Source organism: Streptomyces sp. NPDC045287, from assembly GCF_056432325.1.
In genome coordinates this window covers 59,166-83,560 of record NZ_JBWKJG010000003.1, presented here as the reverse complement: position 1 = coordinate 83,560, position 24,395 = coordinate 59,166, and the positions used below count along the sequence as shown (strand labels likewise).

Genomic DNA, 24,395 nt, shown 5'->3' with positions numbered 1-24,395 from the left:
GGCGGTCAGGCCCCGCGGAACGCCTCGACGAGCCGCCCGTAGCCGTCCGCGACGGCCTTCGCCATCAGCTCCCGGTGCGGTGGTCCAGCAGCGCGTCGCGCGGGCGCGGAGCCCGCTGGAATCCACCGCCCCGCCCGTCGAGCGGATCGGGGAGCGCAGCGGCCCGGGCACGGCGGCGAACCCACGACGCCACTTCACCCGGGCCGTGGGGATCTCCCCCACGGCCCGCCGCGGGTCGTTCCCGCCCTCCGGGACGGCGGGCGCGCGACTGGGGTGACCATGCCTTCGGGGCGGTCTTCGACGGTCCCGCCGATGGGCGCCGCCGATGCCCGTACGGAGCGATCAGGCCTTCGGGGCGACCTTCGACAGGCCGTTGATGATGCGGTCCATGGCGTCGCCGCCGGTCGGGTCCGTCAGGTTGGCGAGCATCTTCAGCGTGAACCGCATCAGCACCGGGTGCGTCAGGCCGCGCTGCGCGGCGATCTTCATGACCTTCGGGTTGCCGATCAGCTTCACGAAGGCGCGGCCCAGCGTGTAGTAGCCGCCGTAGGTGTCCTTGAGGACCCTGGGGTAGGAGTGCAGGGCGCGTTCCCGCTGGGCGTCCGTCGAGCGGGCGTGCGCCTGGACGATCACGTCGGCGGCGAGCTGCCCGGACTCCATGGCGTACGCGATGCCCTCGCCGTTGAACGGGTTGACCAGGCCGCCCGCGTCGCCGACGAGCAGCAGCCCGCGCGTGTAGTGCGGCTGCCGGTTGAACGCCATCGGCAGGGCCGCGCCCCGGATCGGCGTCGTCATGTTGTCCGGCGTGAAGCCCCAGTCCTCCGGCATGGACGCGCACCACGCCTTGAGGACCTCCCGCCAGTCCAGCTCGCGGAAGGCGGAGGACGAGTTGAGGATGCCCAGGCCGACGTTGGACGTGCCGTCGCCCATGCCGAAGATCCAGCCGTAGCCGGGCAGCAGGCGGTCCGGGCCGGGGCCGCGGCGGTCCCACAGCTCCAGCCAGGACTCCAGGTAGTCGTCCTCGTGGCGGGGGGTCGTGAAGTACGTGCGGACGGCGACGCCCATCGGCCGGTCCTCGCGCCGGTGCAGCCCCATCGCGAGGGACAGACGGCTGGAGTTGCCGTCGGCGGCGACCACGAGCGGGGCGCGGAACGTGACCGGCGTCTTCTCCTCGCCCAGCTTGGCGTGGACGCCCGTGATCCGGCCGGTACGGGGGTCGGTGACCGGCTCGCCGACGTTGCACCGCTCGTACAGCCGGGCGCCGGCCTTCTGCGCCTGCCGGGCGAGCTGCTCGTCGAAGTCGTCGCGCTTGCGGACCAGTCCGTAGTCCGGGTACGAGGCCAGCTCGGGCCAGTCGAGCTGGAGGCGGACGCCTCCGCCGATGATGCGCAGGCCCTTGTTGCGCAGCCAGCCGGCCTCCTCGGAGATGTCGATCCCCATCGCGACGAGCTGCTTGGTGGCACGGGGGGTGAGCCCGTCGCCGCACACCTTCTCGCGCGGGAAGGCGGTCTTCTCCAGCAGCAGGACGTCGAGGCCGGCCTTCGCGAGGTGGTACGCGGTGGTGGAGCCCGCCGGGCCCGCCCCGACGACGATCACATCTGCGGTGTGTTCGGAGGGGGTCTCGGTCACGGCGAGTTCTCCCGGGGCTCGAAATGGCGTGCCGAAAGCACGGGACGTGGGCAGTCTATGGGGACCCGCCGTTCCCCGACCCGAAGGGCACCCTCGATGACCGAGCTGCTCGACGCCGCCGCCCGGCCCGCCGGAGGGCCGGCCTTCCGCCTGCGCGTGCCGACGGAGGAGGACGCGTACGCGTGGCACCGCGTCTTCGACGACCCCGAGGTGATGGAGTTCCACGGCGGCCGGTCCGCCGAGCTGTCCGTGTACCACGAGTTCACCGCCCGGCAGCGGCGCCACGACGCCGAGCGCGGCTTCTGCCTGTGGACGCTGCTGGACGGGGCGGGCGAGGTCATCGGCTTCACCGGCGCCCAGCCGTGGCCGCACCCGTGGGGGCCCGTGGGCGAGATCGAGATCGGCTGGCGCCTGGCCCGCGCGGCGTGGGGCAGGGGGTACGCGACGGCCGCCGCCCGCGAGACGCTGGCGCGCGTGCGGGAGGCGGGTGTCGAGCGCGTCGTCGCCGTGGTGAACGCGCGCAACGAGCGGTCCGTGGCGGTCACCCGCCGCCTGGGCATGGAGCTCCAGGACACCCGGCCGATCCCCGGCCGGGACGGCGAACTGGGCCACTGCTTCGGCCTGGAGCTCCAGGGGGCGCCCGTTCCGCTTCGTTGAGCGCCCGTGCGGGGAGCGCGGCGCCGAAGGCCCCGCGGGCCCCGGACCGGTCGCGCTCCCGCGCGGCGGCCGGCGGGCGCGGTGGCGGTCGCCGGCCGCTCCCGGCCGCCGTGCACACGGAAGCGGGCCCCCTCGGGGGAGGAGGCCCGCAGGGCGACGCCGTGGGCCGCTCCGGGTACCGGGGACCGGGCCGGGCCCCCTGACCTCCCGGTGGGGCGCGCGCCGGCGGATCCCTTACGCGGCCGGCGGCTTGGTGCCCCGGTGCAGTGCCACGATCCCGCCGGACAGGTTCCGCCAGGCCACCTTCGACCAGCCGGCGTCCTGGAGCAACCCCGCCAACTCCCGCTGCCCGGGCCAGCTCCGGATGGACTCGGCGAGGTACACGTACGCGTCCGGGTTGGACGACACGGCACGGGCGACCGGCGGCAGGGCCCGCATCAGGTACTCCTCGTACACCTTCCGGAACGGCGCCCACGTCGCGTGCGAGAACTCGCAGATCACGACGCGTCCGCCCGGCCTGGTCACCCGGTACAGCTCGCGCAGCGCCGTTCCCGTGTCGTGGACGTTGCGCAGCCCGAAGGAGATGGTCACCGCGTCGAAGGCGCCGTCGCGGAACGGCAGCCGCATCGCGTCGCCGGCGGTCAGCGGCAGCCACGGGTTGCGCTTCTTGCCCTCGCGCAGCATGCCGAGGGAGAAGTCGCACGGCACGACGTACGCGCCGTCCTCCACGAACGGCATCGAGGACGTGCCGGTGCCCGCCGCGAGGTCGAGGACCCGCTGGCCTGGCCGGGCGTCGACGGCCCGCGCCACCTCCTTGCGCCAGCGCCGGTCCTGGAAGAGGGAGAGCACGTCGTTGGTGAGGTCGTAGTTCGCCGCGACGTGGTCGAACATCGAGGCGACTTCGTGCGGCTGCTTGTCCAGCGTTGCTCGGGTCACGGGCCCATTCAAGCAGGCGGCTTCCGCCCCGCCCGCGCACGGTCACACCCCCTGGTGGACGGGTCGCCCGCGGAGGACGGTCACACCACCCCGTGGACGAGCCACCCACCGCGCACGGTCACACCGCCCGGTGGACGAGTCGTCCGCCGAGGACGGTCGCCACGCACGCGGCGGCGCCCCGCTCGGGCAGTTCGGCCGCGTCCCGCACGTCGAAGACGGCGAACCGAGCGGGCCCGCCCGCCCGCAGGCCGGGCATCCACGTCGGCGGGCCGCTTCCCGGGGCGAACGGGTCCAGGGACGGCACGCCCTCCGGCGGCCCCGAGCGGGGACGCACGTCGAGCCCCAGGCGCCGCACCGCGTCCGCCACCGCGCGCACGCGCGGCTCGCCGGCCACGGCGACCGTGCCGTGGGCGAGCAGGCGCTGCGCGCCGCGCCGCGCGCTGGCGCCCCAGCGGGCCTCGGTCATGCCGAGGGAGGCCAGTACGGCCGGGTCGCTGATCGGCCCGGTGCCCAGCTCGCCGGCCTCGCGGGGGTCGGGGTGGTAGGTCCGCTCCAGCAGTTCGGGGCCGTGGGGGTTGAGCAGCCCCGGGGTGAGGACGCCGGGCCAGCGCCGCACCCGGGAGGCCGGGTGGGCGGCGGCCAGTTCCTCGTACGGCCCGAGGGCGGCGATCCGCGCCCCCTCGACCAGCACGGCCCCGCCGGTGGCGGCGGCCACGTGAAGGGTCAGCACGCCGGTCCGCTCAGTTGGCGCCCAGCAGCTTCAGCTCAGGGTGCGCCGTGCCGCCCTCGAGGGCCGTGGACGAGATGTGCGAGACGACGCGGTCGTCGACCGGGTCGTTCGCCGGGTCGTCGTGGACGACGATGTGCTCGTACGTCGTCGTGCGCTGCGCCGGGACGCGGTCCGCCTTCCGGATGAGGTCGATGATCTCCAGCCGGTTGGAGCGGTGCTTGGCGCCGGCGGAGGAGACGACGTTCTCCTCCAGCATGATCGAGCCGAGGTCGTCGGCGCCGTAGTGCAGCGAGAGCTGGCCGACCTCCTTGCCCGTGGTGAGCCAGGAGCCCTGGATGTGGGCGACGTTGTCGAGGAACAGCCGCGCGATGGCGATCATGCGCAGGTACTCGAAGAGCGTGGCCTGCGTCCGGCCCTTCAGGTGGTTGTTCTCCGGCTGGTACGTGTACGGGATGAACGCGCGGAAGCCGCCCGTCCGGTCCTGGACGTCGCGGATCATCCGCAGGTGCTCGATGCGCTCGGCGTTCGTCTCGCCGGTGCCCATCAGCATCGTGGACGTCGACTCGACGCCCAGGTTGTGGGCGATCTCCATGATCTCCAGCCAGCGCTCGCCGGACTCCTTGAGCGGGGCGATCGCCTTGCGCGGTCGCTCCGGCAGCAGTTCGGCGCCCGCGCCGGCGAACGAGTCGAGGCCGGCGGCGTGGATGCGGCGGATGGCCTCCTCCGCGGTCACGCCGGAGATCCGCGCCATGTGCTCGACCTCGGAGGCGCCCAGGGAGTGGATGACGAGCTGCGGGAACGCCTCCTTGATGGCGGCGAAGTGCTCCTCGTAGTACTCCACGCCGAAGTCGGGGTGGTGGCCGCCCTGGAACATGATCTGCGTGCCGCCCAGCTCGACCGTCTCGGCGCAGCGGCGCAGGATGTCGTCGAGGTCGCGGGTCCAGCCCTTGGCGGTGTCCTTCGGCGGGGCGTAGAAGGCGCAGAACTTGCAGGCCGTGACGCAGACGTTGGTGTAGTTGATGTTGCGCTCGATGATGTACGTCGCGATGTGCTCCGTACCGGCGTAGCGGCGGCGCCGGGCGGCGTCGGCGGCGGCGCCGAGCGCGTGCAGGGGCGCGGAGCGGTAGAGGTCGAGCGCCTCTTCCGGGGTGATCCGCCCACCGGCGGCGGCGCGGTCGAGAACGGACTGGAGGTCGGCCTTCTCGGTCACCGGGTGCGTACCTTTCGCCAGCTTGCGGACGGACCGGACCAGCGTACGCCAGGGCCCTGACGGCTATTCCGCGCGGTCCAGGGTGGCGCGCGGGCGCCCGGCGCGGGCGTCGTCGGAGGCGTAGTGGAGCTTCCCGCCCTTCAGGCGCAGGGTCACGGTGTGGGTCCCCCCGGTGCACACGCCGGTGGACGCGTCGCTCGCCGAGCCGTCGGTGACGAGGGTGTCGGCGGTGACGGTGCGCAGGACCAGGGTGTCCTCGCAGATGAGGTTGCCGAGGATGTCGTGCTGGGTGACCGTGCCGACCTCCTGCCCGGCCCTGCCGCCCTTGAGGGCCACGGTGAACGTGCCCGCCGGGATCTCCCCGAGGGCTCCGACGTCGGCCGTGACGCGCCCCTTCCACGTGCCGACGAACGCCTTCGGCACGGCGGCGCCCGCCGGGGCGGTGGCGGCCGGGGCGGACGTGCCGCTGTCGGAGGTGGGCGGCCGGTGGGCGGTGTCGTTCGCGCCGCCCGGCAGCAGGTCGAACAGGACGGCCGCGCCGACGGTCACCCCGGCGAGGGCGCCCGCGACGGCGAGGGCGAGGGTGCAGCTGAGCCTCCGCCCGCCCCGGGGCCCGGCGGGCTCCGAGGCGACGGTCGCGGAGACGGAGACGGGTGGCCTCCGGGGCGGCGGGACGGCGTCCGCGGTGGGCAGGTGCGCGACACCCCGCGGGTCCACGGCCCCTGGGCCTGCGGCGTCCCAGGGGTCCGCGGTGGCCCAAGGGTCCACGGTGACCCGGGGGTCCGCGGTGGCCCGGGGGTCCTCTGTGGCCCAAGGGCCCACGGTGGCTCGGGGGTCCACGGTGCCCCAAGGGTCCGCGGTCCCCCGTGCGTTCGCGGCGGTTCCGCGATCCCCGGCGCTCCCCGGGCCCGCGGCGGGCGGCCGGCCCCCCGGGCCGGAACCGGAGGGCACCGCGGGCCGGGGCGCCTCGTGCGGCAGGGGGCCGGGGCCGGGCGCGACCGCCGGGCTGCTGAACGGCACCGGTCCCGACGCCCCGGCGTCCGCCCCCGCAGGCTCCAGGTCCAGCAGCCGTACCGCCGCCCGGCTGACCTCCTCGACCACCGCGGCCGGCAGCCACCCGCCCGCCGCCGCCCCGGTCGTCGCCCCTCCCGCCGCCCCGGCCGCGCCGCCCGGCACGAGCGCGGCGGCCAGGTCGGCGGGGGCGGGCCGGGCGCCCGGGTCCTTGGCGAGGCACGCGGTGACGAGGTCCCGCAGCGGACCGGTCAGCGACGGGTCCAGCTCGGGCTCCTCGTGGACGACCTTGTACAGGAGCGCCGCCGACGAGTCGCCGGAGAACGGCGCGGTGCCGGTCGCCGCGTACGCGAGGACCGCGCCCAGCGAGAAGACGTCCGACGCCCCGGTCACCCCGCTCCCGCCCGCCTTGCCGACGATCTGCTCGGGCGACATGTAGCCGGGCGAGCCGACGGACACCCCGGTGGAGGTGAGCGACGCGCTGGCGGCGGTGGCGCGGGCGATGCCGAAGTCGATCAGCCGCGGCCCGTCGAGGGCGAGCAGCACGTTCGACGGCTTCACGTCCCGGTGGACCAGCCCGAGCGCGTGGACGGCGGCGAGGGCCTCGCCCAGTCCGGCGCCCAGTACCCGTACGGACCGCTCGGGCAGCGGCCCGTGGGCGGTGACGGCCTGGCTGAGGGACGGCCCGGCGACGTACCCGGTGGCGACCCACGGCACCGGCGCGTCCGGGTCGGCGTCCAGGACGGGCGCGGTCCAGCGGGCGCCGACGCGCCGGGCGGACTCGACCTCCCGGCGGAACCGGGCGCGGAACTCCCCGTCCAGCGCGAAGTGCGGGTGCACGACCTTCACGGCCACGGTGCGCCCGCCCTCGCTGCGGGCCAGGTAGACGCGGCCCATGCCGCCCGACCCGAGCCTGCCGAGCAGCCGGTACGGGCCGATCGCCCGTGGTTCGCCCGCCTCCAGCGGATGCATCCGCCCCGCTCCCCCCGCTCCCGTGCCCGTACGACGTGCCGGACAGCAGCGTAGAGGCCCCGGTGGGCGGGATCACGGGGATTGCCCGCGCCGCGGGGCCAACCGGCCCGCCGACAGCGCCCTCTACCTGACCGCGGCCCGCAGAACGCCCCGCCCCCGCCGCGGGCCCGCCGACGAACCCGTCCCACCGCAACCGGAGTGCTTCCCGTGAAACGTCCGCTCACGTCCCTCGTGGCCGCCGCCGTCCTCGGCCCCCTCGCCCTGGTCTCGGGCTGCTCGGGCGAACCGGTTTCGTTCGACACGCCGCCGCCGGAGGCGTCCGGCCCCGCCGCCACCGCGCCGGGCGGCCAGGACCGGGCCCGGGACGGGGCCGGGGGACGGCACCCCGGGGGCCCCGGGGGCGGCGGGGCCGCCGCGAAGACGCTCATGCCGACCGGCCCGAAGGCGGAGTTCACGACCGAGAACACCGTCGACGACGGGACGAAGATCGGCGTCACCACCCTGGAGGGCCGGAAGTCCGGCTTCACGGGCAAGGTGTGGGTCTGGGCGCCCCCGCAGTACTTCGAGCCCCGGTACGCGAACAGCGGCTTCCCGGTCCTGATCGCCCTGCCCGGGGGCAACGGCTATCCGCGGAATTACTGGATGGGCACCGACCTGAAGTTGCAGAGCAGCATCAGCAGGTGGTCGAGGGAGGGAAAGAGCCTGCCGTTCGTCGTCGTGATGCCGGTGCTCAACCCGGACGACGCGTACTACTACGACGGCAGCGACATCCCGGGGCGGGAGAAGATGGGCACCTGGATGACGGAGGACGTTCCCGATTTCGTCAAGGCGAATTTCCGTACGTTCGCCTCGCGCGACGGCTGGGCGTTCATGGGCTCGTCGTCGGGCGCGTTCGTCGGCCTGAAGTCGGTGCTGAAACACCCGGACAAGTTCAAGGCGGTGATCGCTTCGGGTCCGGACACCGTGCCGGACTCGCCGCTGTGGGCGGGGCACGACGCGGAGAAAGCCGCCAACGACCCGGAGAAACTGGCCGAGGCCCTGTCGACCCGGCCCTCCTCGCCCGGCGAGGACGTGTACCTGGCCTTCCAGATCGGGACGAGGGAAACCGGCCTGCAGAACCTGCGGTCCTTCATCAGGAACTACGGCAAGGGCCCGGTGAAGACCCGCCTGGAGGTCATCCAGGACGGCGGCCACAACGCGCGGACGTACGTGAAGGGCATGGGGGACGGCTCGATCCAGTGGATCAGCGAGCACATGCTCGCCCCCGTCCCGTCCCCGTGACTCAGCCCCCCGCGCCGCCGAGCAGGTCGACCCGCACGTCGGCGGGGAACCCGGTGGTCGGGCCGGTCCTGCGGGCGAACTCCCGTACGCCGGCGAGCTGCTCGGCGCCGAAGCGGAAGTCGAGGGTGGTGAAGTACCGCTCCAGCAGTTCCGCGTCGAACGCCTCCCAGCGGGCGGCCTGCTCCGCGACCTTGGCGACCTCCTCCAGCGACAGGTCGCGCGACGCGAGGAACGCCTCGTGGACCTTCCGCACCCCGTCGGGCTCCCGCTCCAGGTAGTCGCGCCGCACGGCCCACACCGCGAAGACGAACGGCAGGCCGGTCCACTCCTTCCACATCAGCCCCAGGTCGTGGACCTGGAGGCCGAGGCGCGGCGCGTCGTGCAGGGAGGCGCGCAGCGCGGCGTCGCCGATCAGGACGGCCGCCTCCGCCTCCTGCATCATCAGGCCCAGGTCGGGCGGGCAGGTGTAGTAGTCGGGGGCGACCCCGTACCGCTCGGCGAGCAGGAGCTGCGCGAGGCGCACCGAGGTGCGGGAGGTGGAGCCGAGCGCGACCCGCGCCCCGTCCAGCCGCTCCAGGGGCAGCTGGGAGACGATCACGCAGGACATGACGGGCCCGTCGCACCCGACGGCCAGGTCGGGGAAGGCGACCAGCCGGTCGGCGTGGCGCAGGTACTCCACCAGGGTGATCGGGCCGATGTCGAGGGTGCCGTCGACGAGCTGCTCGCTGAGCCGCTCCGGGGTGTCCTTGGTCAGCTCCAGGTCGAGCAGCGTGCCGGTGCGTGCGAGCCCCCAGTAGAGGGGCAGGCAGTTCAGGAACTGGATGTGCCCGACGCGCGGCCGGGTCCGCCGAGAAGTGTCCACATCGCGAGGCTAGACCCCGCCCTGCCAGGGGCGTCTCACGGGGTGGACGCTCCGCACCGCCCCGACCCCATATCCCCGCGTTCAAACATCCGGGCGACCTCACAAGGGAGTGATCTTCACCTCTACCCATCCGCGGAGAACGCGTGCTACGCTCGACGCAAGTTGCAGTTTGGTTTCCCTTGCAGTACAGAGCCTGCGGAGCATGTGACCCGCAGGCTTTTGTAGTTTTCAGGCTTCTTTGCAGGTTCTGGAGCAGGGCAACCCTTTGGCCCAAGGAGGGCTTATGGCTACCGGAACCGTCAAGTGGTTCAACGCTGAAAAGGGCTTTGGCTTCATCGCCCAGGACGGCGGCGGCCCGGATGTCTTCGTCCACTACTCCGCGATCAACGCGTCTGGCTTCCGCTCCCTCGAGGAGAACCAGGTCGTGAACTTCGACGTCACGCAGGGCCCGAAGGGCCCGCAGGCGGAGAACGTCACCCCGGCCTGATTGGGCAGGGTCGGCGATCGCGCACGACTTAGCAGTACCCAAGGGGTCCGCCTTCCGCGTTTCGGCGCGGAAGGCGGACCCCTGCCTTTTTCCGGCTTTTCCGGAAAGTCCCGGGGCCCGCGGTCCATCCTGGGGCCTGCGGCCCATTCCGGGCCCTACGCCCCGCCCCGCGCCCTATCCGGGTCCTACGGCCTGACCCGGGTCCCGCGCGCCCCGACCCGGGCCCTGTGCCGGGGCCCCGCGCCCTGGCGGCCTGAACCGGGCCCTGGCGGCCTGAACCGGTCCCTACGCGGCCTATTCCCGGGCCGGCGGGCCTTGGCCCCGGGTCCTGCGGGCCTCTGGCCCGGGCCCCGCGGCCTGTCCCGGTCCCTACTGCCCGGCCCGGGCCCCGCGGCCTACCCTGGGCGCATGACCGAACGCAAACCCCCCGGGATCACCTTCGAGTCATGGGTCGACAGGCAGATCCGCGAGGCGACCGAGCGCGGTGACTTCGCCCGCCTCTCCGGCCTCGGCAAGCCCCTGCCCGACGACACGGCGCCCTACGACGAGCTGTGGTGGGTCAAGGGCAAGATGAACCGCGAGGGCCTGTCCGCCCTCCCCCCGACCCTGGCCCTCCGCAAGGAGGCCGAGGACGCCCTGGAGGCGGTGGGCCGCGCGGCCTCCGAGTCCCAGGTGCGCCGCATCGTGGCGGAGGTCAACGAGAAGATCGCCGCCGCGATCCGCCGCCCGCCCCCGGGCCCGCCGCTGAACCTGACCCCCTTCGACGTGGAGGAGCTCCTGCGCGACTGGCGGGCCGCCCGGGACGGGCGCTCCCGGTGACCTGATCCGGAGGCTCTCGGCCAGGCCCCGGCCGCCCGGCCGCCCGCGCCCGGCCGCCCGCGCCGCGGTCGGAGGCACCGGGACGCGCTGCGGGCGGGTCGGGTGCGGACCCGGGCCACCGGTCGGGGGCCACGGGACCGCCCGGTGCCCTCCGGGCTCGGGCGGCTAGGACGGCGGGGCGGCGTCGACGGTCAGCAGGTCGCGGGCGAGCCCGAACAGCCGGCGCCGCTCCGCGAGGTTCGCGGAGGTGGCGGCGGTGTCGACCAGCAGTTGGTAGACGTGCCCGGCGCGGCCCGCGACGAACAGCTCGACGCGCTTGTGGGGCCCGCTCCGGCCCTCCCAGTGGGAGTCGATCTGCAGCCACAGCGCGTCCCGGCCGCCCTGCCGGGTGGAGTGCGTCCCGGCCGTGATGCCCGCCGTGGAGGACTCGCCGGTCCGGCGGTACCGGCCGAGCTGCCCGGCCGCCGCGCCTCGGGAGTCGAACCGTACGTGCTGTCCCGCCCGACGCTCAGGTCGAAGGCGCCGTCCGGGGAGCGCCGGGCGCTCTGGACGTCGTTGCGGACGACCCGCTTCCAGCCGTCCGGCACGGCGAAGGAGCCGGTCAGCCCCGGCTCGTCCACCCGCCGCCACCCGTCGGGCGGCACGGGCGGGCCCGACGTCCGGGCACCGGGCTGGGCGGTCCGGACGGGCGGAGGACCGCTCTCCCCGGGGCGGACGGCGACGGCGCACCGGACCGGCTCGTATCCGCCGCGGACGGCGTACCGGGCCGGCCTGTCACCCGACCAATCGACCGCCTCCGGAGAAGATCCCCACCCCGCCCGGCCGGAGAAGGCCCCGGCCGGGCGGCCCCGATCGCGCTACGGCGCCACGGCCGTCAGGGAAGCGTCGGAGAGGAAGGTGTCGGCCTCCTCCAGGGCGTCGCCGTCCGCCAGGACCTGGCCCGGGGCGTTGCCGTTGCCGAGGAGGACGCCGCCGAGGCGCATGTCCATGTACCGGGCGGTGTGGCGCAGGGTGCCGACCAGCGGATCGGCGACGGACCGGTCCTGGTCGGCCAGGGCGGTGACGCCCCACAGCGTCTTGCCGGCCATGCGGGCCCGGAAGTCCAGCCCCGGGACGCGCAGCCAACCGGCCCAGTGGTCCAGGTAGTTCTTGACCGGAGCCGAGAGGCTGTACCAGTACAGCGGCGAGGCGATCACGATGTCGGTCGCCCGCAGGGTGGCGTCCAGCAACCACCGCGCGTCGCCCCCGGGCGACGGGTAGGTGCCGTCCCCGGAGTGCCGCAGGTCCCGGAAGCCGGGCAGCGACAGATCGATCAGCCGCGCCCACTGCTGCCCCACCGCCTCGGGCAGCCCCGCGGCGGCCCGCCGCGCCAACTGCTCGGTGTTGCCCCCCGTCCGCGTACTCCCCAACAGAAAAAGGAACTCCCGCTCTCCCCCGCCCACCACAGGCTCCCCTCCGTCAACTCACCGCGCAGAACGTCCAATCGATCACCCCAACCCGTCCCGGCCGCGTTTCATTCCGTCCCGTCCCGGCGTCAGTTCGCGTACAGCTCCTCGATCTCGGCCGCGAAGTCGCGGGCGATGGCCTCCCGGCGGAGTTTCAGGGACGGGGTCAGGTGGCCGGCCCGTTCGGTGAAGGAGGTCGAAAGGACGCGGAAGCGGCGGATGGACTCCGGGCGGGAGACGAGGCGGTTGGCGTCGTCCACGGCTCGCTGGAGGGCGGCCAGGAGGGCTCCGTCCCGGGTCAGGGCCGGGAGCGGGGTGTCCTGCTTCTTGTGGACGCGGCGCCAGTGCTCCAGGCCGTCCCGGTCGAGGGTGACCAGCGCCGTGACGTACGGGCGGCCGTCGCCGAGGACGACGCACTGGTCGATCAGGGGGTGGGCGCGGAGGTGGTCCTCCAGCGGGGCCGGGGCGACGTTCTTGCCGCCCGTCGTGATGAGGATGTCCTTCTTGCGGCCCGTGATGGTGAGGTAGCCGTCCTCGTCCAGGGCGCCGAGGTCGCCGGTGGGGAGCCAGCCGTCCGGGGAGACGGGCGCCGGGGCGGCGGCCCCGGCGTTCCAGTAGCCGGTGAAGACGTGGCCGCCGCGCAGCAGGACCTCGCCGTCCTCCGCGATGCGGACCGACGTGCCCGGCAGGGGCCAGCCGACCGTGCCGAGGCGGGGGCGCTGCGGGGGCGTCACCGTGGACGCCGCGGTCGTCTCCGTCAGGCCGTACCCCTCGAACACCGAGACGCCCGCGCCCTCGTAGAACGCCGCCAGGCGGCGGCCCAGCGGTGATCCGCCGCAGATCGCGTACCGGACCCGGCCGCCGAGCGCGGCCCGGATGCGGCGGTAGACCAGCGGGTCGTAGAGGGCGCGGGCGGCGCGCAGGGCGTACGACGGGCCGGGGCCCGTGCCGTGTTCGGCGGCCTCCACCGCCTCCCCGTACCGCCGGGCGACCGCCGCCGCGCGGTCGAAGGAGGCGGCGCGGCCCATGCTCTCGGCGGTCGCCCGCGCCGTGTTGTAGACCTTCTCCAGGACGTACGGGATCGCCACCAGGAACGTCGGGCGGAAGGCCGCCAGGTCGGCCAGCAGGTCGTCCGCCGCGATCGACGGGGCGTGCGCGAGGCGGACCCGCGCCCGCAGGCAGCCGACGGCGACCATCCTGCCCAGGACGTGGGAGAGGGGCAGGAAGAGGAGCGTCGACGCCGGGTCCTTGCTGACGGACCTGAAGACGGGGTGCAGGAGCTCCACCGCGTTGTCGACCTCGGCGAAGAAGTTGCCGTGGGTCAGGGCGCAGCCCTTCGGGCGGCCCGTGGTGCCGGAGGTGTAGACGAGGGTGGCGAGCGAGTCGGGGGAGCGGCCCGCCCGGCGGACGGCCACCACCTCGTCGGGGACGTCCGCCCCGGCCTGCCGCAGGGTGCCGAGGGCGCCCGTGTCGAGCGCCCAGAGGTGGGCGAGGCCGGGGAGCCCGCGACGCTCCGTGCTGACGAGGCGGGCCTGGTCGGCGTCCTCGACGACGCACGCCGCCGCGCCCGAGTCGTGGAGGATCCAGCGCGCCTGGTAGGCGGAGGACGTCGGGTAGAGGGGGACGGTGACCAGCCCGGCGGCCCAGGCGGCGAAGTCGAGGAGCGTCCACTCGTACGTCGTCCGGGCCATGATGGCGAGCCGGTCGCCGGGCCGCAGCCCGTGGGCCGCCAGGCCCTTGGCGACGGCCAGGACCTCGGCGGCGAAGGCGGCAGCCGTGACGTCCCGCCAGGTGCCGTCGCGGTCCTTGCGGCTGAGGACCGGGGCGGTGGGGTCCTCGCGGGCGTTGTCGAAGGGGATGTCGCCGAGCGAGCCGCTCGTCACGGGCGGGGCGAGGGCGGGTACGGAGACCTCGCGGACCGCGCCGTCGACGCGGACGCACTGCGGGGGGACCGGTTCCACTGTCACGTGCGGCTCCTTGCATGGGTGGCCGTTGTGCCGTGGGCGGGGGCTGTTGCTGACGGTCGAGTCAACTTACTTGCCGGTAAATTAGCGGCGCCCCACGGTCCCCGACAATGCCCCGGTCGCCGTCCCGTACCGCGCCGTTCAGCCCCGGGGCCCCCGGCCACCGTCGCGTACGAGGGTGCCGAGGCCCGACCAGGCGAAGCGCATCAGCGTCCGCGCCGCCTCGCGGGCGGTCACGTCCGGGGTCGTGTTCGCCCAGTCGGCGAGCGACTCCGCCGCGCCGACGAGGGCGTGCGCGAGGCCCGCCACGTCGCGGGCCGTGAGCGCCGGGTCCTGGTGGGCCTCGCGGGCCGCGGTGACGATCAGGGAGGTGACGAAGCCGGTGATCTCCTCCCGCATCGCCGCGACCTCCGCCGCGAACGGCTCGCCGCTCGTACGGGCCTGGCGGTGCAGCACCGCCCAGCCGTCCGGGTTGCCGGCCGTGTGGGCGAAGAACGCGGTGAGGCCCGCCCACAGCCTGCGGTCGACGGGGACGTCCGGTTCCGGGTCGCCCGCCCCGGCCCGGACGGCGGCCGTCAGGGCGGCGGCCTCCCGGCGCACGCAGGCGGCGAAGAGGTCCTCCTTGGAATTCAGGTAGAGGTACACCAGCGGCTTGGACACGCCCGCCAGTTCGGCGATCTCCTCCATGGACGCCGCCCGGTACCCGCGCCGGCCGAAGACCCGCACGGCGGCGTCGAGCATCTGCCGCTCCCGCGTCGCCCTCGGCAGCCGCCTGCCCCGCGGCGCGGCGCCGGCGCCGGCGGTCCCGTCCGCGTGCCCCGCAGCTCCCGTGGCCCCCGCGGCCCCCGTGCCGCCCTCCGTGACCCCCGCAGCCTCCGTGGCCCCCGCGACCTCCGTGCCGCCCTCCGTGGCCCCCGCGTCCCCCGTGCCCCTCGCCGTCCCCGCCGCCCTCGCGTTCCCCGTGTCGTTCAAGCGCGCCCCGCCCTCCTCGTCCCCGGCAGCCGGTAAGCCTACGGGCCCGCGGGCCCGCGGGCCCGCACCGAACGCCCGTGCCCCCCGCCGGGATTCGGCGGGGGGCACGGGGCACCGCGGGGAGGGACGGGGGTCAGGCCGCGACCGGCGCCGCCTGCCGCGTCTCGTGCTCGTCGACCGGGGAGGCCGACGCCGAGTTGTACGCGTCGAGGTCGAGGATCTTCTCGCGCGCGGCGACGATCACCGGGACGAGCGCCTGTCCGGCGACGTTCGTGGCCGTGCGCATCATGTCGAGGACCGGGTCGATCGCCATGAGCAGGCCGACGCCCTCCAGGGGCAGGCCCAGCGTGGAGAGGGTCAGCGTCAGCATGACCGTCGCACCGGTCAGTCCGGCCGTGGCGGCCGAGCCGATCACCGAGACGAGCGCGATGAGCAGGTACTCCTTGACGCCCAGCTGCACGTCGAAGATCTGCGCGATGAAGATCGCGGCGAGGGCCGGGTAGATCGCGGCGCAGCCGTCCATCTTCGTGGTGGCGCCGAACGGGACGGCGAAGGACGTGTACTCCTTCGGCACGCCGAGCCGCTCGGTGACCTTGACCGTGACGGGCATGGTGCCGACGGAGGAGCGGGAGACGAAGGCCAGCTGGATCGCGGGCCAGGCGCCCTTGAAGAACTGCAGCGGGTTGACCTTGGCGACCGTCGCCAGCAGCAGCGGGTACACACCGAAGATCACCAGCGCGCAGCCGATGTAGACGTCGGCGGTGAAGGTGGCGTACTTGCCGATCAGGTGCCAGCCGTACTCGGCGATCGCGTAGCCGATGAGGCCGACCGTGCCGATCGGGGCGAGGCGGATGACCCACCACAGGGCCTTCTGGAGCAGTTCCAGCACCGACTCGGCGAACGTGAGGATCGGCTGGGCCTTCTCGCCGAGCTGGAGGGCGGCGATGCCGGCGACGGCGGCCATGAAGACGATCTGGAGGACGTTCAGCTCGGTGAAGGGCGTGATCACGTCCGTCGGGATGATGCCGGTGAGGAAGTCCAGCCAGGACCCGGCGTTCTCCGGCTTCTGGCCGTCCTTCGGGGTCAGGCCGGTGCCCGCGCCGGGGTCGGTGAGCAGGCCGAGGACGAGGCCGATGACGACCGCGATCAGCGACGTGATCATGAACCAGAGGAGCGTGCGGGAGGCCAGCCGGGCGGCGTTGTTGACCTTCCGCAGGTTGGTGATGGACACCAGGATCGCGAAGAAGACCAGCGGGGCGACGGCCAGCTTCAGCAGCTGGACGAAGATGTGGCCCACCTTGTCGAGGGTGGTGTGCAGCCACTGGACGTCGTAGCTGCGGGTGATCCAGCCGAGGACCACGCCGAGGACGAGACCGGCGACGATCTGGGCCCAGAAGGGCACCTTGGGTATGCGGCGCGGGGACGCGGGCGCGGGCGCGGACACGGACACACTCCAGGAGGGCGTGAGGGGGTACGGATGTCAGGGATTACGGCAAGGGCGGCGCCCGCGCAAGGGGGCGGGACGGCCGGGCGCAAAGCGAGCGGGGGCTCAGACCTCGCGGCGACAGGCCGCGGACGCGCAGAGGCACAGATCGACGTGCAGGCGCGCCACGAGCGGGACGCTCGCGGTCGTGTGGCGGTGGCGCACTGCGGTCTTCATGACAGGAACGTTAACACCTGGGCTTTGAGGACCCCAAAGCCATTCTTTGACAGGCGGGTGGGGTGGGACGCCTGGGAATGACAACGCCCCGGGCGGGAACGTCCGTTCCGGTCCGGGGCGGTGGCGAGGGGGGCGCGTCGTGTGACGAACCTTATACGCCGTCCTCCTGCGTGCGGTTCGCCTCCAGCCGCGCCTTGGCGTGGCCGACCCGCTCGACGATCTGCTCGGACATCGCGTCGCGCTGCCGGCGCAGCAGGACGAAGCTGAGCGGCGCCGACACGACGATGGAGAGGAGCAGCACCCACAGCGCGTTGGAGTCGCCGAGACCGCGCGGGATGAGGCCGAAGTACACCAGCGCGTAGAGGACGACGAAGCAGCCGGCGAAGACGCCGAGGCGCATGAGCGTGTACTTGAGGGTGGCGCTCGACCTGGTGGTGGCGGTCACGATGGGCCTTCTTCCTTCTCCGTACTCCGTACCGCGGTTCTGCCCGACTAGTGAAGCACGGGCGGAATGGATCAGTTCAACGGGAGGAACATGATGACGTCGTCCCGGTAGTCGTCCTCGGAGACCCGGATGGCGTCCGGGACGCGGCCGACCTCCTTGTAGCCGCACGACGCGTAGAACCGCTCCAGGCCCAGGCCGCCCCGGCAGGTCAGCCGGATCGCCTCGATGCCGTCCATGCCGCGCGCGGCGTCCTCGCAGGCGGCGAGCAGGGCGCGGCCGTATCCCTTGCCGTGGTGGCGGGGGTGGACCATGACGGTGTACAGCCACACCCAGTGGGCCATGAGGCGGTGGGTGTTGGAGGTGAGGAACGCGGTGGCGGCGACGGAGCCGTCCTCCTCGTCGAACCCGGCGAGCAGCCGCATGCGGCCCTCGTCCATCGCGGCCAGGTGCTGGACCCACTGCGGACGGACGTCCTCGCGGGTCACGGGCGGTACGAAGCCGACGGCGCCGCCGGCGTTGGTGACGTCCGTCCACAGGGTGAGGACACCGTCGCGGAGGTGACGGTCGACGGGCGGGTCGAGTACGAAGTTGAGCGCCATGCCCTCGACGATAAGCGGCTCGTCCGAGGACGCGGGCGGCGACCCGGACGTCGGTGACCGGCCCGGCGTGCGCCTCGTCGCGGTCGTCGGCGCGCAGGACCGCCGAGGGGGCGGACCGTCGCGACGGGGCACTCGCCGCGCTCCCTCGTACGGCAGGAGGACGCCGCGCCGCTCCGTCACCCGTGAGCGGGAGCCGACCAGCGCCTTGCCGGCGGTCTCCCTGGTCGCCGGGCCGCTCCCCGGCGAGGAGGGACGCGGGCGCGGGGCCGCCGGCGGCGGTGTCCCGGGGCGGGGCCCGCCCCGGGCGGGTCAGAGGCGCATGGGCTGGGGGGACTCCCGGCGGGCGGCGTCCGGGCCGGGGTACTCGCGGATGATCTCGTACCGCGTGTTCCGCTCCACGGGGCGGAACCCGGCGTCGCGGATCAGCTCCAGCAGGTCGTCGCGCGTGAGCTTGTTCGGCGTGCCGTAGTTGTCCGCGTCGTGGGTGATCTTGTACTCGACGACCGAGCCGTCCATGTCGTCGGCGCCGTGCTGGAGGGCGAGCTGCGCGGTCTGGAGGCCGTGCATGACCCAGAAGACCTTGACGTGCTGGACGTTGTCGAACAGGAGCCGCGAGACCGCGAAGGTCTTCAGCGCCTCCGCCCCGGTGGCCATCGTCGTCCGCGCCTGGAGGCGGTTGCGGATCTTGCCGTCCTTCATGTCGACGAAGTCGTGCTGGTACCGCAGCGGGATGAAGACCTGGAAGCCGCCGGTCTCGTCCTGCAGCTCGCGCAGGCGCAGCACGTGGTCGACGCGGTGGCGGGGCTCCTCGATGTGCCCGTACAGCATGGTGCACGGGGTCTTCAGGCCCTTGGAGTGCGCCAGCCGGTGGATGCGCGACCAGTCCTCCCAGTGGGTGTCGTGGTCGACGATGTGCTGGCGGACCTCCCAGTCGAAGATCTCCGCGCCGCCGCCGGTCAGCGACTCCAGGCCGGCGTCGATGAGCTCGTCGAGGATCTCGGAGGCGGGCATTCCGGAGATCTTCTCGAAGTGGTGGATCTCCGTCGCCGTGAACGCCTTCAGGGAGACGTTCGGCAGGGCCTTCTTCAGCTCGCTCAGCGACCGGGGGTAGTAGCGCCACGGCAGGTTGGGGTGGAGCCCGTTGACGATGTGGAGTTCCGTCAGGTTGTCCGACTCCATCGCCTTGGCGAGGCGGACGGCCTCCTCGATGCGCATCGTGTACGCGTCCTTCTCGCCCGGCTTCCGCTGGAACGAGCAGTACGCGCACGACGCCGTGCACACGTTCGTCATGTTGAGGTGCCGGTTGACGTTGAAGTGGACCACGTCGCCGTTCTTGCGCGTGCGCACCTCGTGCGCCAGGCCGCCGAGCCAGGCGAGGTCGTCCGACGCGTACAGGGCGATGCCGTCCTCACGGGTCAGCCGCTCCCCGGACCGGACCTTCTCCTCCAGCTCGCGCTTGAGCCCCGCGTCCATACGGCTCCGCCTCCCACTACGTCGACCCAACGTCACCTGCGGCCCAACGGGCCCCACCCACCGTACTCCCCCGCCCCCGGGGCGGAGTCACCCACCACCGCCAACGGGTCAGGGCTGCTCCGGGAGGTCCCCGACGCGGTTCTCCCACTTGGTGGAGAGCACGATCGTGGTGCGGGTGCGGGACACTCCCTTGGTGCCGGACAGCCGGCGGATGATCTTCTCCAGGCCGTCCACGTCGCTGGCGCGGATCTTGAGCATGTACGAGTCGTCGCCCGCGATGAACCAGCAGTCCTCGATCTCCGGCAGGTCCTTCAGCCGGCGCGCCACGTCCTCGTGGTCGGCGGCGTCGGACAGGGAGATGCCGATCAGCGCCGTCACGCCGAGGCCCAGGGAGGCGGCGTCGACGGTCGCGCGGTAGCCGGTGATGACGCCGGCCGCCTCCAGGCGGTTGATGCGGTCGGTGACGGAGGGCCCGGAGAGCCCCACGAGGCGGCCGAGTTCGGCGTACGAGGCCCTGCCGTTCTCCCGCAGGGCCTGGATGAGCTGCCTATCCACGGCGTCCATAGACCTGAAGCCTTCCATTAATCAGCAATTCAGCAGTACGGGTGTAGAATCTAAGGCACACAGGGGCTGTTTCCCTGTGATTCATTCAAACGATCAACGACGATCCTTCAGGAGATGACACTCACCGTGTACACGATCGAGATGGCCTACGCCCACATGCGTTCCATGCAGGAGCAGGCCCATCGCTCGCGTGTCCGCAAGGCGGCCGCCACGACCCGCCAGGAGGCGGCCGGCGAGGGGCGCGCCACGACGATCCGCACGAAGAGGCGCTGACCCCGGCGACGCCGGGCCGTCAGTCCTTCCGGGAGCCACCGAGCTCCCCCTTCCAGCGGCGGTACAGCCGGTGCGGCACCCCCGCCGCGTCCAGCACCCGTCCGGCGACGAAGTCCACCAGGTCCTGGATGTGCGTCGCCCCCGCGTAGAACGCCGGAGAGGCGGGCAGCACCACGGCGCCCGCCTCGTCCAGCGCCACCAGGTGCTTGAGCGTCTGCCCGTTCAGCGGGGTCTCCCGCACGGCGACGACCAGCGGGCGGCGCTCCTTCAGCACCACGCTCGCCGACCTCTGCAGCAGGTCCTTCGACAGGCCCAGCGCCACCCCGGCCACACAGGCCGTGGACGCGGGCACGATCAGCATCCCCTTCGCCGGGTACGACCCCGACGACGGCCCCGCGGCGAGGTCGCCCGCCGCCCAGTGGCGTATGTCCGCCCCCGCCACGTCCACGTCGAACGTCCGCGGCTTGCCGTCCGCGCCGCGCGACAGCCACTCCTCCAGGTCCTCGCGCCAGCGCGCGTCCCGGAAGGAGATCCCGGTCTCGTCCAGCAGCGTCAGCCGCGACGCGCGGGACACCACCAGGTCGACGCTCTCCCCCGCCGCGAGCAGTCCGCGCAGTACGGCTGCCGCGTACGGCGTCCCGGACGCACCGGACACTCCGACGACCCACGGACGACGACGCTGCTCATCTACCGGCTCCACGGCGACGAGCCTATCCGCCCGCCTCCCCCGGCCACCGCGCGCGGGCCCGCTCCGGGCCCCCGGGCACCCCCGGGACGGCCGACGGGCACCCCGGGACGGGCGGCGGACACCCCCGGGACGGGCACGGGGGGGCACGGGTCGGGGGGCGCCGGAGCAGACGTCCGGCCTCAGACGCCCGGCCTCAAACGGCGGGTCCCAGAGCCGCCGGGCCTCGACCGCCGGGTCTCAGGCGCCGGGGTCGACGGGCAGGCCGCTGGTGTCGATCGTGAGGCGGCCGATCCCCGTGTCGACGACGACCTTGCCGCCGTACGGGACGACGTCCCGGCCCCGGTAGCCCTCGGGCCCGGGGTTCCAGCGCGTGGCGAGGTGGCCCTTGCACGGGTCGAGGATCAGGTAGTGGGCGATGCCGCGGGCCGCGTACTGCCGGTCCTTGACCTCGTAGTCGTTGCGCACGCTGCTCGGCGAGACGACCTCGACGGCCAGCTCGATCAGGTCGGGGGAGTAGGCGCTGAGGTTGCGGTTCTTCTCGGCGGTGGGGACGAGGGCGAGGTCCGGGCAGAACTCGAACTCGTCGCTGAACGGGAAGGCCACATCGCTCACGAGCCCCCATTCCGGGTCCAGCTGTTGGTTCAGCTGGGACCAGACCATCAGGATGGTCTCGTTGTGGAACGGGCGAAGCGGACTCATCATGATGTTGCCCTCGACGATCTCGGTCCGATAGCCGGGGAACATGTCCTCGAACCGGCTGAGCTGCGAGTGCAGGTGTTCGGTCTGCGAGGTGGTCACGTCAGCCTCCCTGTCCTGCCCCCGATGGTAGGCCAGACGCTACTCAGACGGTCAGACCGCGTACCACGAGATCGATCAGGGCACACCCGAACAGGGCTATGCCGATGAAGCCGTTGACCGTGAAGAACGCCCTGTTCAGGCGCGACAGGTCGCCCGGCCGTACGATCGCGTGCTCGTACAGGAACGCGCACGCGACGATCGCCAGCCCGACCCAGAACCACGGCCCCGCGCCGGTCAGCAGCGCGTACCAGACGAAGAGGCCCATCGTGACGGCGTGCGCGCCCCGCGCCCCGTACAGCGCGGCCGGGATGCCGAAGCGGGCCGGCACGGACATGACGCCGTGCGCCCGGTCGGCGTGCACGTCCTGGCACGCGAAGATCAGGTCGAAGCCGCCGATCCACACGCCGACGGCGAGGCCCAGCACCACGGCGTCCCACGACCACGCCCCGGTGACCGCGAGCCACGCGCCGACCGGGCCCATGGCCTGCGCCAGGCCGAGGATCGCGTGCGGGAAGTTCGTGAACCGCTTGCCGTACGGGTAGACCACCATCGGGACGACCGCGATCGGCGCGAGCGCCAGGCACAGCGGGTTCAGCAGCGCCGCCGCGCCCAGGAAGACGGCGAGGGCGACGAGCGCGCCGGCCCAGGCGGACCGTACGGACATCGCGCCGGTGACCAGCTCGCGGCCGGCGGTGCGCGGGTTGCGGGCGTCGATCTCCCGGTCGATGATCCGGTTGCACGCCATGGCGAAGGTGCGGAGCCCGACCATGGCGACGGTGACGAGGAGCAGCGTCCACCAGTCGACGCTCCCGCCGTGCAGGTACATCGCCGTGAGGGAGGCGATGTACGCGAAGGGCAGCGCGAAGACCGAGTGTTCGATCATCACCAGGCGCAGGAAGACCTTCACCCTGCCGGTCGGCCGGCGCGCGGGGACCGGGCCCGCGACGCCGTCGGTGGTCGTCATGATGCGAGGCTCCCGAGGAACGCGTCGAGGTCGGCCAGCAGTTCGGCGGTGGGCACCGGGCCCGTCTCCACGGCGCGCGGCTGCGAGGTGCCGTCGTCGGGCGGGGTGACGCGGGCCGTGAAGGCGTACGCCGCCCCGCCGGCCGGACGGGCCTCCAGGCGCAGCACGGCGCCGCCGTCGACCGTGAACGGCCGGGGCGCGGCGCCGGGCGCGGACGCGGCGGCGAGTTCGGCGCGCAGCCGCTCGGCGAAACCGGCCGGTTCGGCGTCCCGCACGCCGGGCAGCTCGAACCCGTCGCCCTCGCCGTCGTCCTCGACCATGACCGCCCAGACGTCACCGGCGCCCGCGAACTCCTCGGGGTCCACCCCGGCCCGCTCGGCGGCCAGCCGGACGCCCGGGTCGGCCGGGTCGAGCTCGGGGCGCACGAGCGCCACGTAGGCCGTGTCGGTGCCGATGAAGAGGGCCGGGCCGCCCACGGGGACGGGGCTCACAGGCCGTACTCCTTCCAGCGCCGCGTCACCTTCGCGGCGACCGCCGGGTCGGACTCGATCATCTCGGGCCAGCCGCCGTCCCGGACGTACCCCTCCTCGGGCCACTTGCGGGTGGCGTCGATGCCGGCCTTGCCGCCCCAGAACTTCTGGTACGAGGAGTGGTCGAGGTGGTCGACGGGGCCCTCGACGACGGTGAGGTCGCGGGAGTAGTCGACGTTGCCGAGGGCGCGCCAGGAGACCTCGTGGAGGTCGTGCACGTCGCAGTCGGAGTCGACGATCACGACGAGCTTGGTCAGCGACATCATGTGCGCGCCCCAGACGGCGTGCATGACCTTCTGGGCGTGCTTCGGGTACTTCTTGTCGATCGAGATGATCGCGCAGTTGTGGAAGCCGCCCGACTCCGGCAGGTGGTAGTCGACGATGTCCGGAACGATGATCTTGAGGAGGGGCAGGAAGAAACGCTCCGTCGCGCGGCCCAGCGGCCCGTCCTCGGTCGGCGGGCGCCCGACGACGATCGACTGGAGCAGGGGGCGCCGGCGCATCGTGACGCAGTCGATGGTGAGCGCCGGGAACTCCTCCTGCGGCGTGTAGAAGCCCGTGTGGTCGCCGAACGGGCCCTCCGGCAGCGTCCTGCCCGGCTCCAGCCAGCCCTCCAGGACGACCTCGGCGTGCGCGGGGACCTGGAGCGGGACCGTCTTGCAGTCGACCATCTCGATCCGCTTGCCCTGGAGGAAGCCGGCGAACAGGTACTCGTCGATGTCCTCCGGCAGCGGCGCCGTCGACGCGTACGTCACGGCGGGCGGGGTGCCGAACGCGATGGCGACGGGCAGCCGCTCGCCGCGGCGGGCGGCGACCTGGTAGTGGTTGCGGCTGTCCTTGTGGATCTGCCAGTGCATGCCGATGGTGCGGCGGTCGTGGCGCTGGAGGCGGTAGAGGCCGAGGTTGCGGACGCCGGTCTCGGGGTGCTTGGTGTGGGTGAGGCCCAGGTTGAAGAACGAGCCGCCGTCCTTGGGCCAGGTGAACAGCGCGGGCAACTGGTCGAGGTCCACGTCGTCGCCCCGCAGGACGACCTCGTGGACGGGGGCGTCCTTGACCTTGCGCGGCGGTACGTGGGTCATCGCGCCGAGCTTCCCGAACGCCTCGCGGACGCCGACGAACCCGCTCGGCAGCTCCGGCTTGAGCAGCCCGCCGACCTTGTCGCCGATCTCCCCGTACGAGGAGAGGCCGAGGGCCTTGAGGAGGCGGCGGTCGGTGCCGTAGACGTTCATCGCCAGGGGCATCGAGGAGCCCTTGACGTTCTCGAACAGCAACGCGGGCCCGCCGGCCTTCTGGACCCGGTCGACGATCTCCCCGATCTCCAGGTGTGGGTCGACTTCGGCTTTGATGCGCTTGAGGTCGCCTTCTCGCTCCAGCGCTCGGAGCAGCGAGCGGAGATCGTCGTAAGCCATGGTCCCCAGTATCCCGG

General features: G+C 73.3%; 25 protein-coding genes. 5 read left to right on the top strand and 20 right to left on the bottom strand.

The features are described from left to right. Positions 1-342: 342 nt before the first annotated feature. Complete coding sequence (locus tag AC07D6_RS06205; protein ID WP_479042482.1) at positions 343-1,629, bottom strand: geranylgeranyl reductase family protein; 1,287 nt, start codon at positions 1,627-1,629, stop codon at positions 343-345. A gap of 96 nt (positions 1,630-1,725) precedes the next feature. On the opposite strand from AC07D6_RS06205, the gene AC07D6_RS06200 reads away from it, so the two are divergent. Further along, the gene (locus AC07D6_RS06200; protein ID WP_479042479.1) at positions 1,726-2,286 is read left to right on the top strand and encodes a GNAT family N-acetyltransferase; all 561 of its coding nucleotides are present in this window, start codon (positions 1,726-1,728) and stop codon (positions 2,284-2,286) included. 234 nt (positions 2,287-2,520) lie between these two features. Here AC07D6_RS06200 and AC07D6_RS06195 read toward each other — a convergent pair whose 3' ends face one another. The 4 genes from AC07D6_RS06195 to AC07D6_RS06180 form a co-directional block, all read right to left on the bottom strand. Then, on the bottom strand, positions 2,521-3,222 hold the full coding sequence (locus AC07D6_RS06195) for a demethylmenaquinone methyltransferase (RefSeq protein WP_315876722.1): 702 nt from the start codon (positions 3,220-3,222) through the stop codon (positions 2,521-2,523). 118 nt (positions 3,223-3,340) lie between these two features. After that, on the bottom strand, positions 3,341-3,952 hold the full coding sequence (locus tag AC07D6_RS06190; protein ID WP_479042477.1) for an imidazolonepropionase-like domain-containing protein: 612 nt from the start codon (positions 3,950-3,952) through the stop codon (positions 3,341-3,343). Positions 3,953-3,962: 10 nt separating this feature from the next. Further along, positions 3,963-5,162, bottom strand: a complete 1,200-nt coding sequence (gene mqnC, locus AC07D6_RS06185) for a cyclic dehypoxanthinyl futalosine synthase (protein ID WP_479042475.1) — start codon at positions 5,160-5,162, stop codon at positions 3,963-3,965. Positions 5,163-5,225: 63 nt separating this feature from the next. Then, positions 5,226-7,145, bottom strand: coding sequence for a serine/threonine-protein kinase (locus tag AC07D6_RS06180; RefSeq protein WP_479042473.1), 1,920 nt, complete (start codon positions 7,143-7,145; stop codon positions 5,226-5,228). A 207-nt stretch (positions 7,146-7,352) separates the two neighbouring features. Between AC07D6_RS06180 and AC07D6_RS06175 the strand changes: the two genes are divergently transcribed. Further along, positions 7,353-8,426 carry an alpha/beta hydrolase gene (locus AC07D6_RS06175; RefSeq protein WP_479042471.1) on the top strand — a complete coding sequence of 358 codons (1,074 nt, stop codon included), beginning with the start codon at positions 7,353-7,355 and terminating at the stop codon, positions 8,424-8,426. 1 nt (position 8,427) lies between these two features. Here AC07D6_RS06175 and AC07D6_RS06170 read toward each other — a convergent pair whose 3' ends face one another. Then, complete coding sequence (locus AC07D6_RS06170) at positions 8,428-9,288, bottom strand: menaquinone biosynthetic enzyme MqnA/MqnD family protein (protein WP_479042468.1); 861 nt, start codon at positions 9,286-9,288, stop codon at positions 8,428-8,430. 283 nt (positions 9,289-9,571) lie between these two features. On the opposite strand from AC07D6_RS06170, the gene AC07D6_RS06165 reads away from it, so the two are divergent. Beyond that, positions 9,572-9,775, top strand: a complete 204-nt coding sequence (locus AC07D6_RS06165) for a cold-shock protein (protein WP_003967102.1) — start codon at positions 9,572-9,574, stop codon at positions 9,773-9,775. Positions 9,776-10,183: 408 nt separating this feature from the next. Beyond that, a complete protein-coding gene (locus tag AC07D6_RS06160) occupies positions 10,184-10,594 on the top strand; it encodes a DnaJ family domain-containing protein (protein WP_315876715.1) in 411 nt (136 codons plus the stop codon). A gap of 165 nt (positions 10,595-10,759) precedes the next feature. On the opposite strand, the gene AC07D6_RS06155 is transcribed toward AC07D6_RS06160, so the two are convergent. The 9 genes from AC07D6_RS06155 to AC07D6_RS06115 all read right to left on the bottom strand — a co-directional run bounded on the left by AC07D6_RS06155 (position 10,760) and on the right by AC07D6_RS06115 (position 19,716). Beyond that, complete coding sequence (locus AC07D6_RS06155; RefSeq protein WP_479042465.1) at positions 10,760-11,224, bottom strand: hypothetical protein; 465 nt, start codon at positions 11,222-11,224, stop codon at positions 10,760-10,762. 227 nt (positions 11,225-11,451) lie between these two features. Continuing rightward, the gene (locus AC07D6_RS06150) at positions 11,452-12,003 is read right to left on the bottom strand and encodes a flavodoxin family protein (protein WP_479042462.1); all 552 of its coding nucleotides are present in this window, start codon (positions 12,001-12,003) and stop codon (positions 11,452-11,454) included. Positions 12,004-12,128: 125 nt separating this feature from the next. Further along, complete coding sequence (locus AC07D6_RS06145) at positions 12,129-14,006, bottom strand: AMP-dependent synthetase/ligase (RefSeq protein ID WP_479042460.1); 1,878 nt, start codon at positions 14,004-14,006, stop codon at positions 12,129-12,131. A gap of 138 nt (positions 14,007-14,144) precedes the next feature. Then, the gene (locus tag AC07D6_RS06140; RefSeq protein ID WP_479042458.1) at positions 14,145-14,744 is read right to left on the bottom strand and encodes a TetR/AcrR family transcriptional regulator; all 600 of its coding nucleotides are present in this window, start codon (positions 14,742-14,744) and stop codon (positions 14,145-14,147) included. A gap of 364 nt (positions 14,745-15,108) precedes the next feature. Further along, complete coding sequence (locus tag AC07D6_RS06135) at positions 15,109-16,425, bottom strand: dicarboxylate/amino acid:cation symporter (protein ID WP_315876712.1); 1,317 nt, start codon at positions 16,423-16,425, stop codon at positions 15,109-15,111. A 361-nt stretch (positions 16,426-16,786) separates the two neighbouring features. Further along, positions 16,787-17,080, bottom strand: coding sequence for a DUF4229 domain-containing protein (locus AC07D6_RS06130; protein ID WP_315876711.1), 294 nt, complete (start codon positions 17,078-17,080; stop codon positions 16,787-16,789). A gap of 71 nt (positions 17,081-17,151) precedes the next feature. Beyond that, on the bottom strand, positions 17,152-17,679 hold the full coding sequence (locus tag AC07D6_RS06125) for a GNAT family N-acetyltransferase (protein WP_315876710.1): 528 nt from the start codon (positions 17,677-17,679) through the stop codon (positions 17,152-17,154). 309 nt (positions 17,680-17,988) lie between these two features. Next, on the bottom strand, positions 17,989-19,152 hold the full coding sequence (mqnE, locus tag AC07D6_RS06120; protein WP_479042455.1) for an aminofutalosine synthase MqnE: 1,164 nt from the start codon (positions 19,150-19,152) through the stop codon (positions 17,989-17,991). 108 nt (positions 19,153-19,260) lie between these two features. Next, positions 19,261-19,716, bottom strand: a complete 456-nt coding sequence (locus tag AC07D6_RS06115) for an Lrp/AsnC family transcriptional regulator (RefSeq protein ID WP_315876708.1) — start codon at positions 19,714-19,716, stop codon at positions 19,261-19,263. Positions 19,717-19,830: 114 nt separating this feature from the next. Between AC07D6_RS06115 and AC07D6_RS06110 the strand changes: the two genes are divergently transcribed. Next, on the top strand, positions 19,831-19,989 hold the full coding sequence (locus AC07D6_RS06110) for a hypothetical protein (protein WP_315876707.1): 159 nt from the start codon (positions 19,831-19,833) through the stop codon (positions 19,987-19,989). 19 nt (positions 19,990-20,008) lie between these two features. Here the strand turns inward: AC07D6_RS06110 and AC07D6_RS06105 are convergent, their stop codons facing one another. The 5 genes from AC07D6_RS06105 to AC07D6_RS06085 form a co-directional block, all read right to left on the bottom strand. Continuing rightward, complete coding sequence (locus AC07D6_RS06105; RefSeq protein ID WP_479042453.1) at positions 20,009-20,689, bottom strand: UbiX family flavin prenyltransferase; 681 nt, start codon at positions 20,687-20,689, stop codon at positions 20,009-20,011. 225 nt (positions 20,690-20,914) lie between these two features. Next, complete coding sequence (locus AC07D6_RS06100; RefSeq protein WP_479042451.1) at positions 20,915-21,475, bottom strand: Uma2 family endonuclease; 561 nt, start codon at positions 21,473-21,475, stop codon at positions 20,915-20,917. A 43-nt stretch (positions 21,476-21,518) separates the two neighbouring features. Continuing rightward, complete coding sequence (mqnP, locus tag AC07D6_RS06095) at positions 21,519-22,439, bottom strand: menaquinone biosynthesis prenyltransferase MqnP (protein WP_479042449.1); 921 nt, start codon at positions 22,437-22,439, stop codon at positions 21,519-21,521. After that, positions 22,436-22,930: a hypothetical protein gene (locus AC07D6_RS06090; protein WP_479042447.1), complete on the bottom strand. Its 495-nt coding sequence runs from the start codon at positions 22,928-22,930 to the stop codon at positions 22,436-22,438. Before AC07D6_RS06090 ends, mqnP begins: the two co-directional genes overlap by 4 nt. Further along, on the bottom strand, positions 22,927-24,378 hold the full coding sequence (locus AC07D6_RS06085) for a menaquinone biosynthesis decarboxylase (RefSeq protein WP_315876702.1): 1,452 nt from the start codon (positions 24,376-24,378) through the stop codon (positions 22,927-22,929). Before AC07D6_RS06085 ends, AC07D6_RS06090 begins: the two co-directional genes overlap by 4 nt. Between the last annotated feature and the right edge of the window lie 17 nt (positions 24,379-24,395).

Coding starts and splice junctions, on each gene's coding strand:
- AC07D6_RS06125 (WP_315876710.1), bottom strand. CDS start 17,679: ATGGCGCTCAACTTCGTACTCGACCCGCCCGTCGACCGTCACCTCCGC.
- AC07D6_RS06180 (WP_479042473.1), bottom strand. CDS start 7,145: ATGCATCCGCTGGAGGCGGGCGAACCACGGGCGATCGGCCCGTACCGG.
- AC07D6_RS06110 (WP_315876707.1), top strand. CDS start 19,831: ATGACACTCACCGTGTACACGATCGAGATGGCCTACGCCCACATGCGT.
- AC07D6_RS06140 (WP_479042458.1), bottom strand. CDS start 14,744: ATGCTCGACGCCGCCGTGCGGGTCTTCGGCCGGCGCGGGTACCGGGCG.
- mqnE (WP_479042455.1), bottom strand. CDS start 19,152: ATGGACGCGGGGCTCAAGCGCGAGCTGGAGGAGAAGGTCCGGTCCGGG.
- AC07D6_RS06160 (WP_315876715.1), top strand. CDS start 10,184: ATGACCGAACGCAAACCCCCCGGGATCACCTTCGAGTCATGGGTCGAC.
- mqnP (WP_479042449.1), bottom strand. CDS start 22,439: ATGACGACCACCGACGGCGTCGCGGGCCCGGTCCCCGCGCGCCGGCCG.
- AC07D6_RS06165 (WP_003967102.1), top strand. CDS start 9,572: ATGGCTACCGGAACCGTCAAGTGGTTCAACGCTGAAAAGGGCTTTGGC.
- AC07D6_RS06115 (WP_315876708.1), bottom strand. CDS start 19,716: ATGGACGCCGTGGATAGGCAGCTCATCCAGGCCCTGCGGGAGAACGGC.
- AC07D6_RS06200 (WP_479042479.1), top strand. CDS start 1,726: ATGACCGAGCTGCTCGACGCCGCCGCCCGGCCCGCCGGAGGGCCGGCC.
- AC07D6_RS06085 (WP_315876702.1), bottom strand. CDS start 24,378: ATGGCTTACGACGATCTCCGCTCGCTGCTCCGAGCGCTGGAGCGAGAA.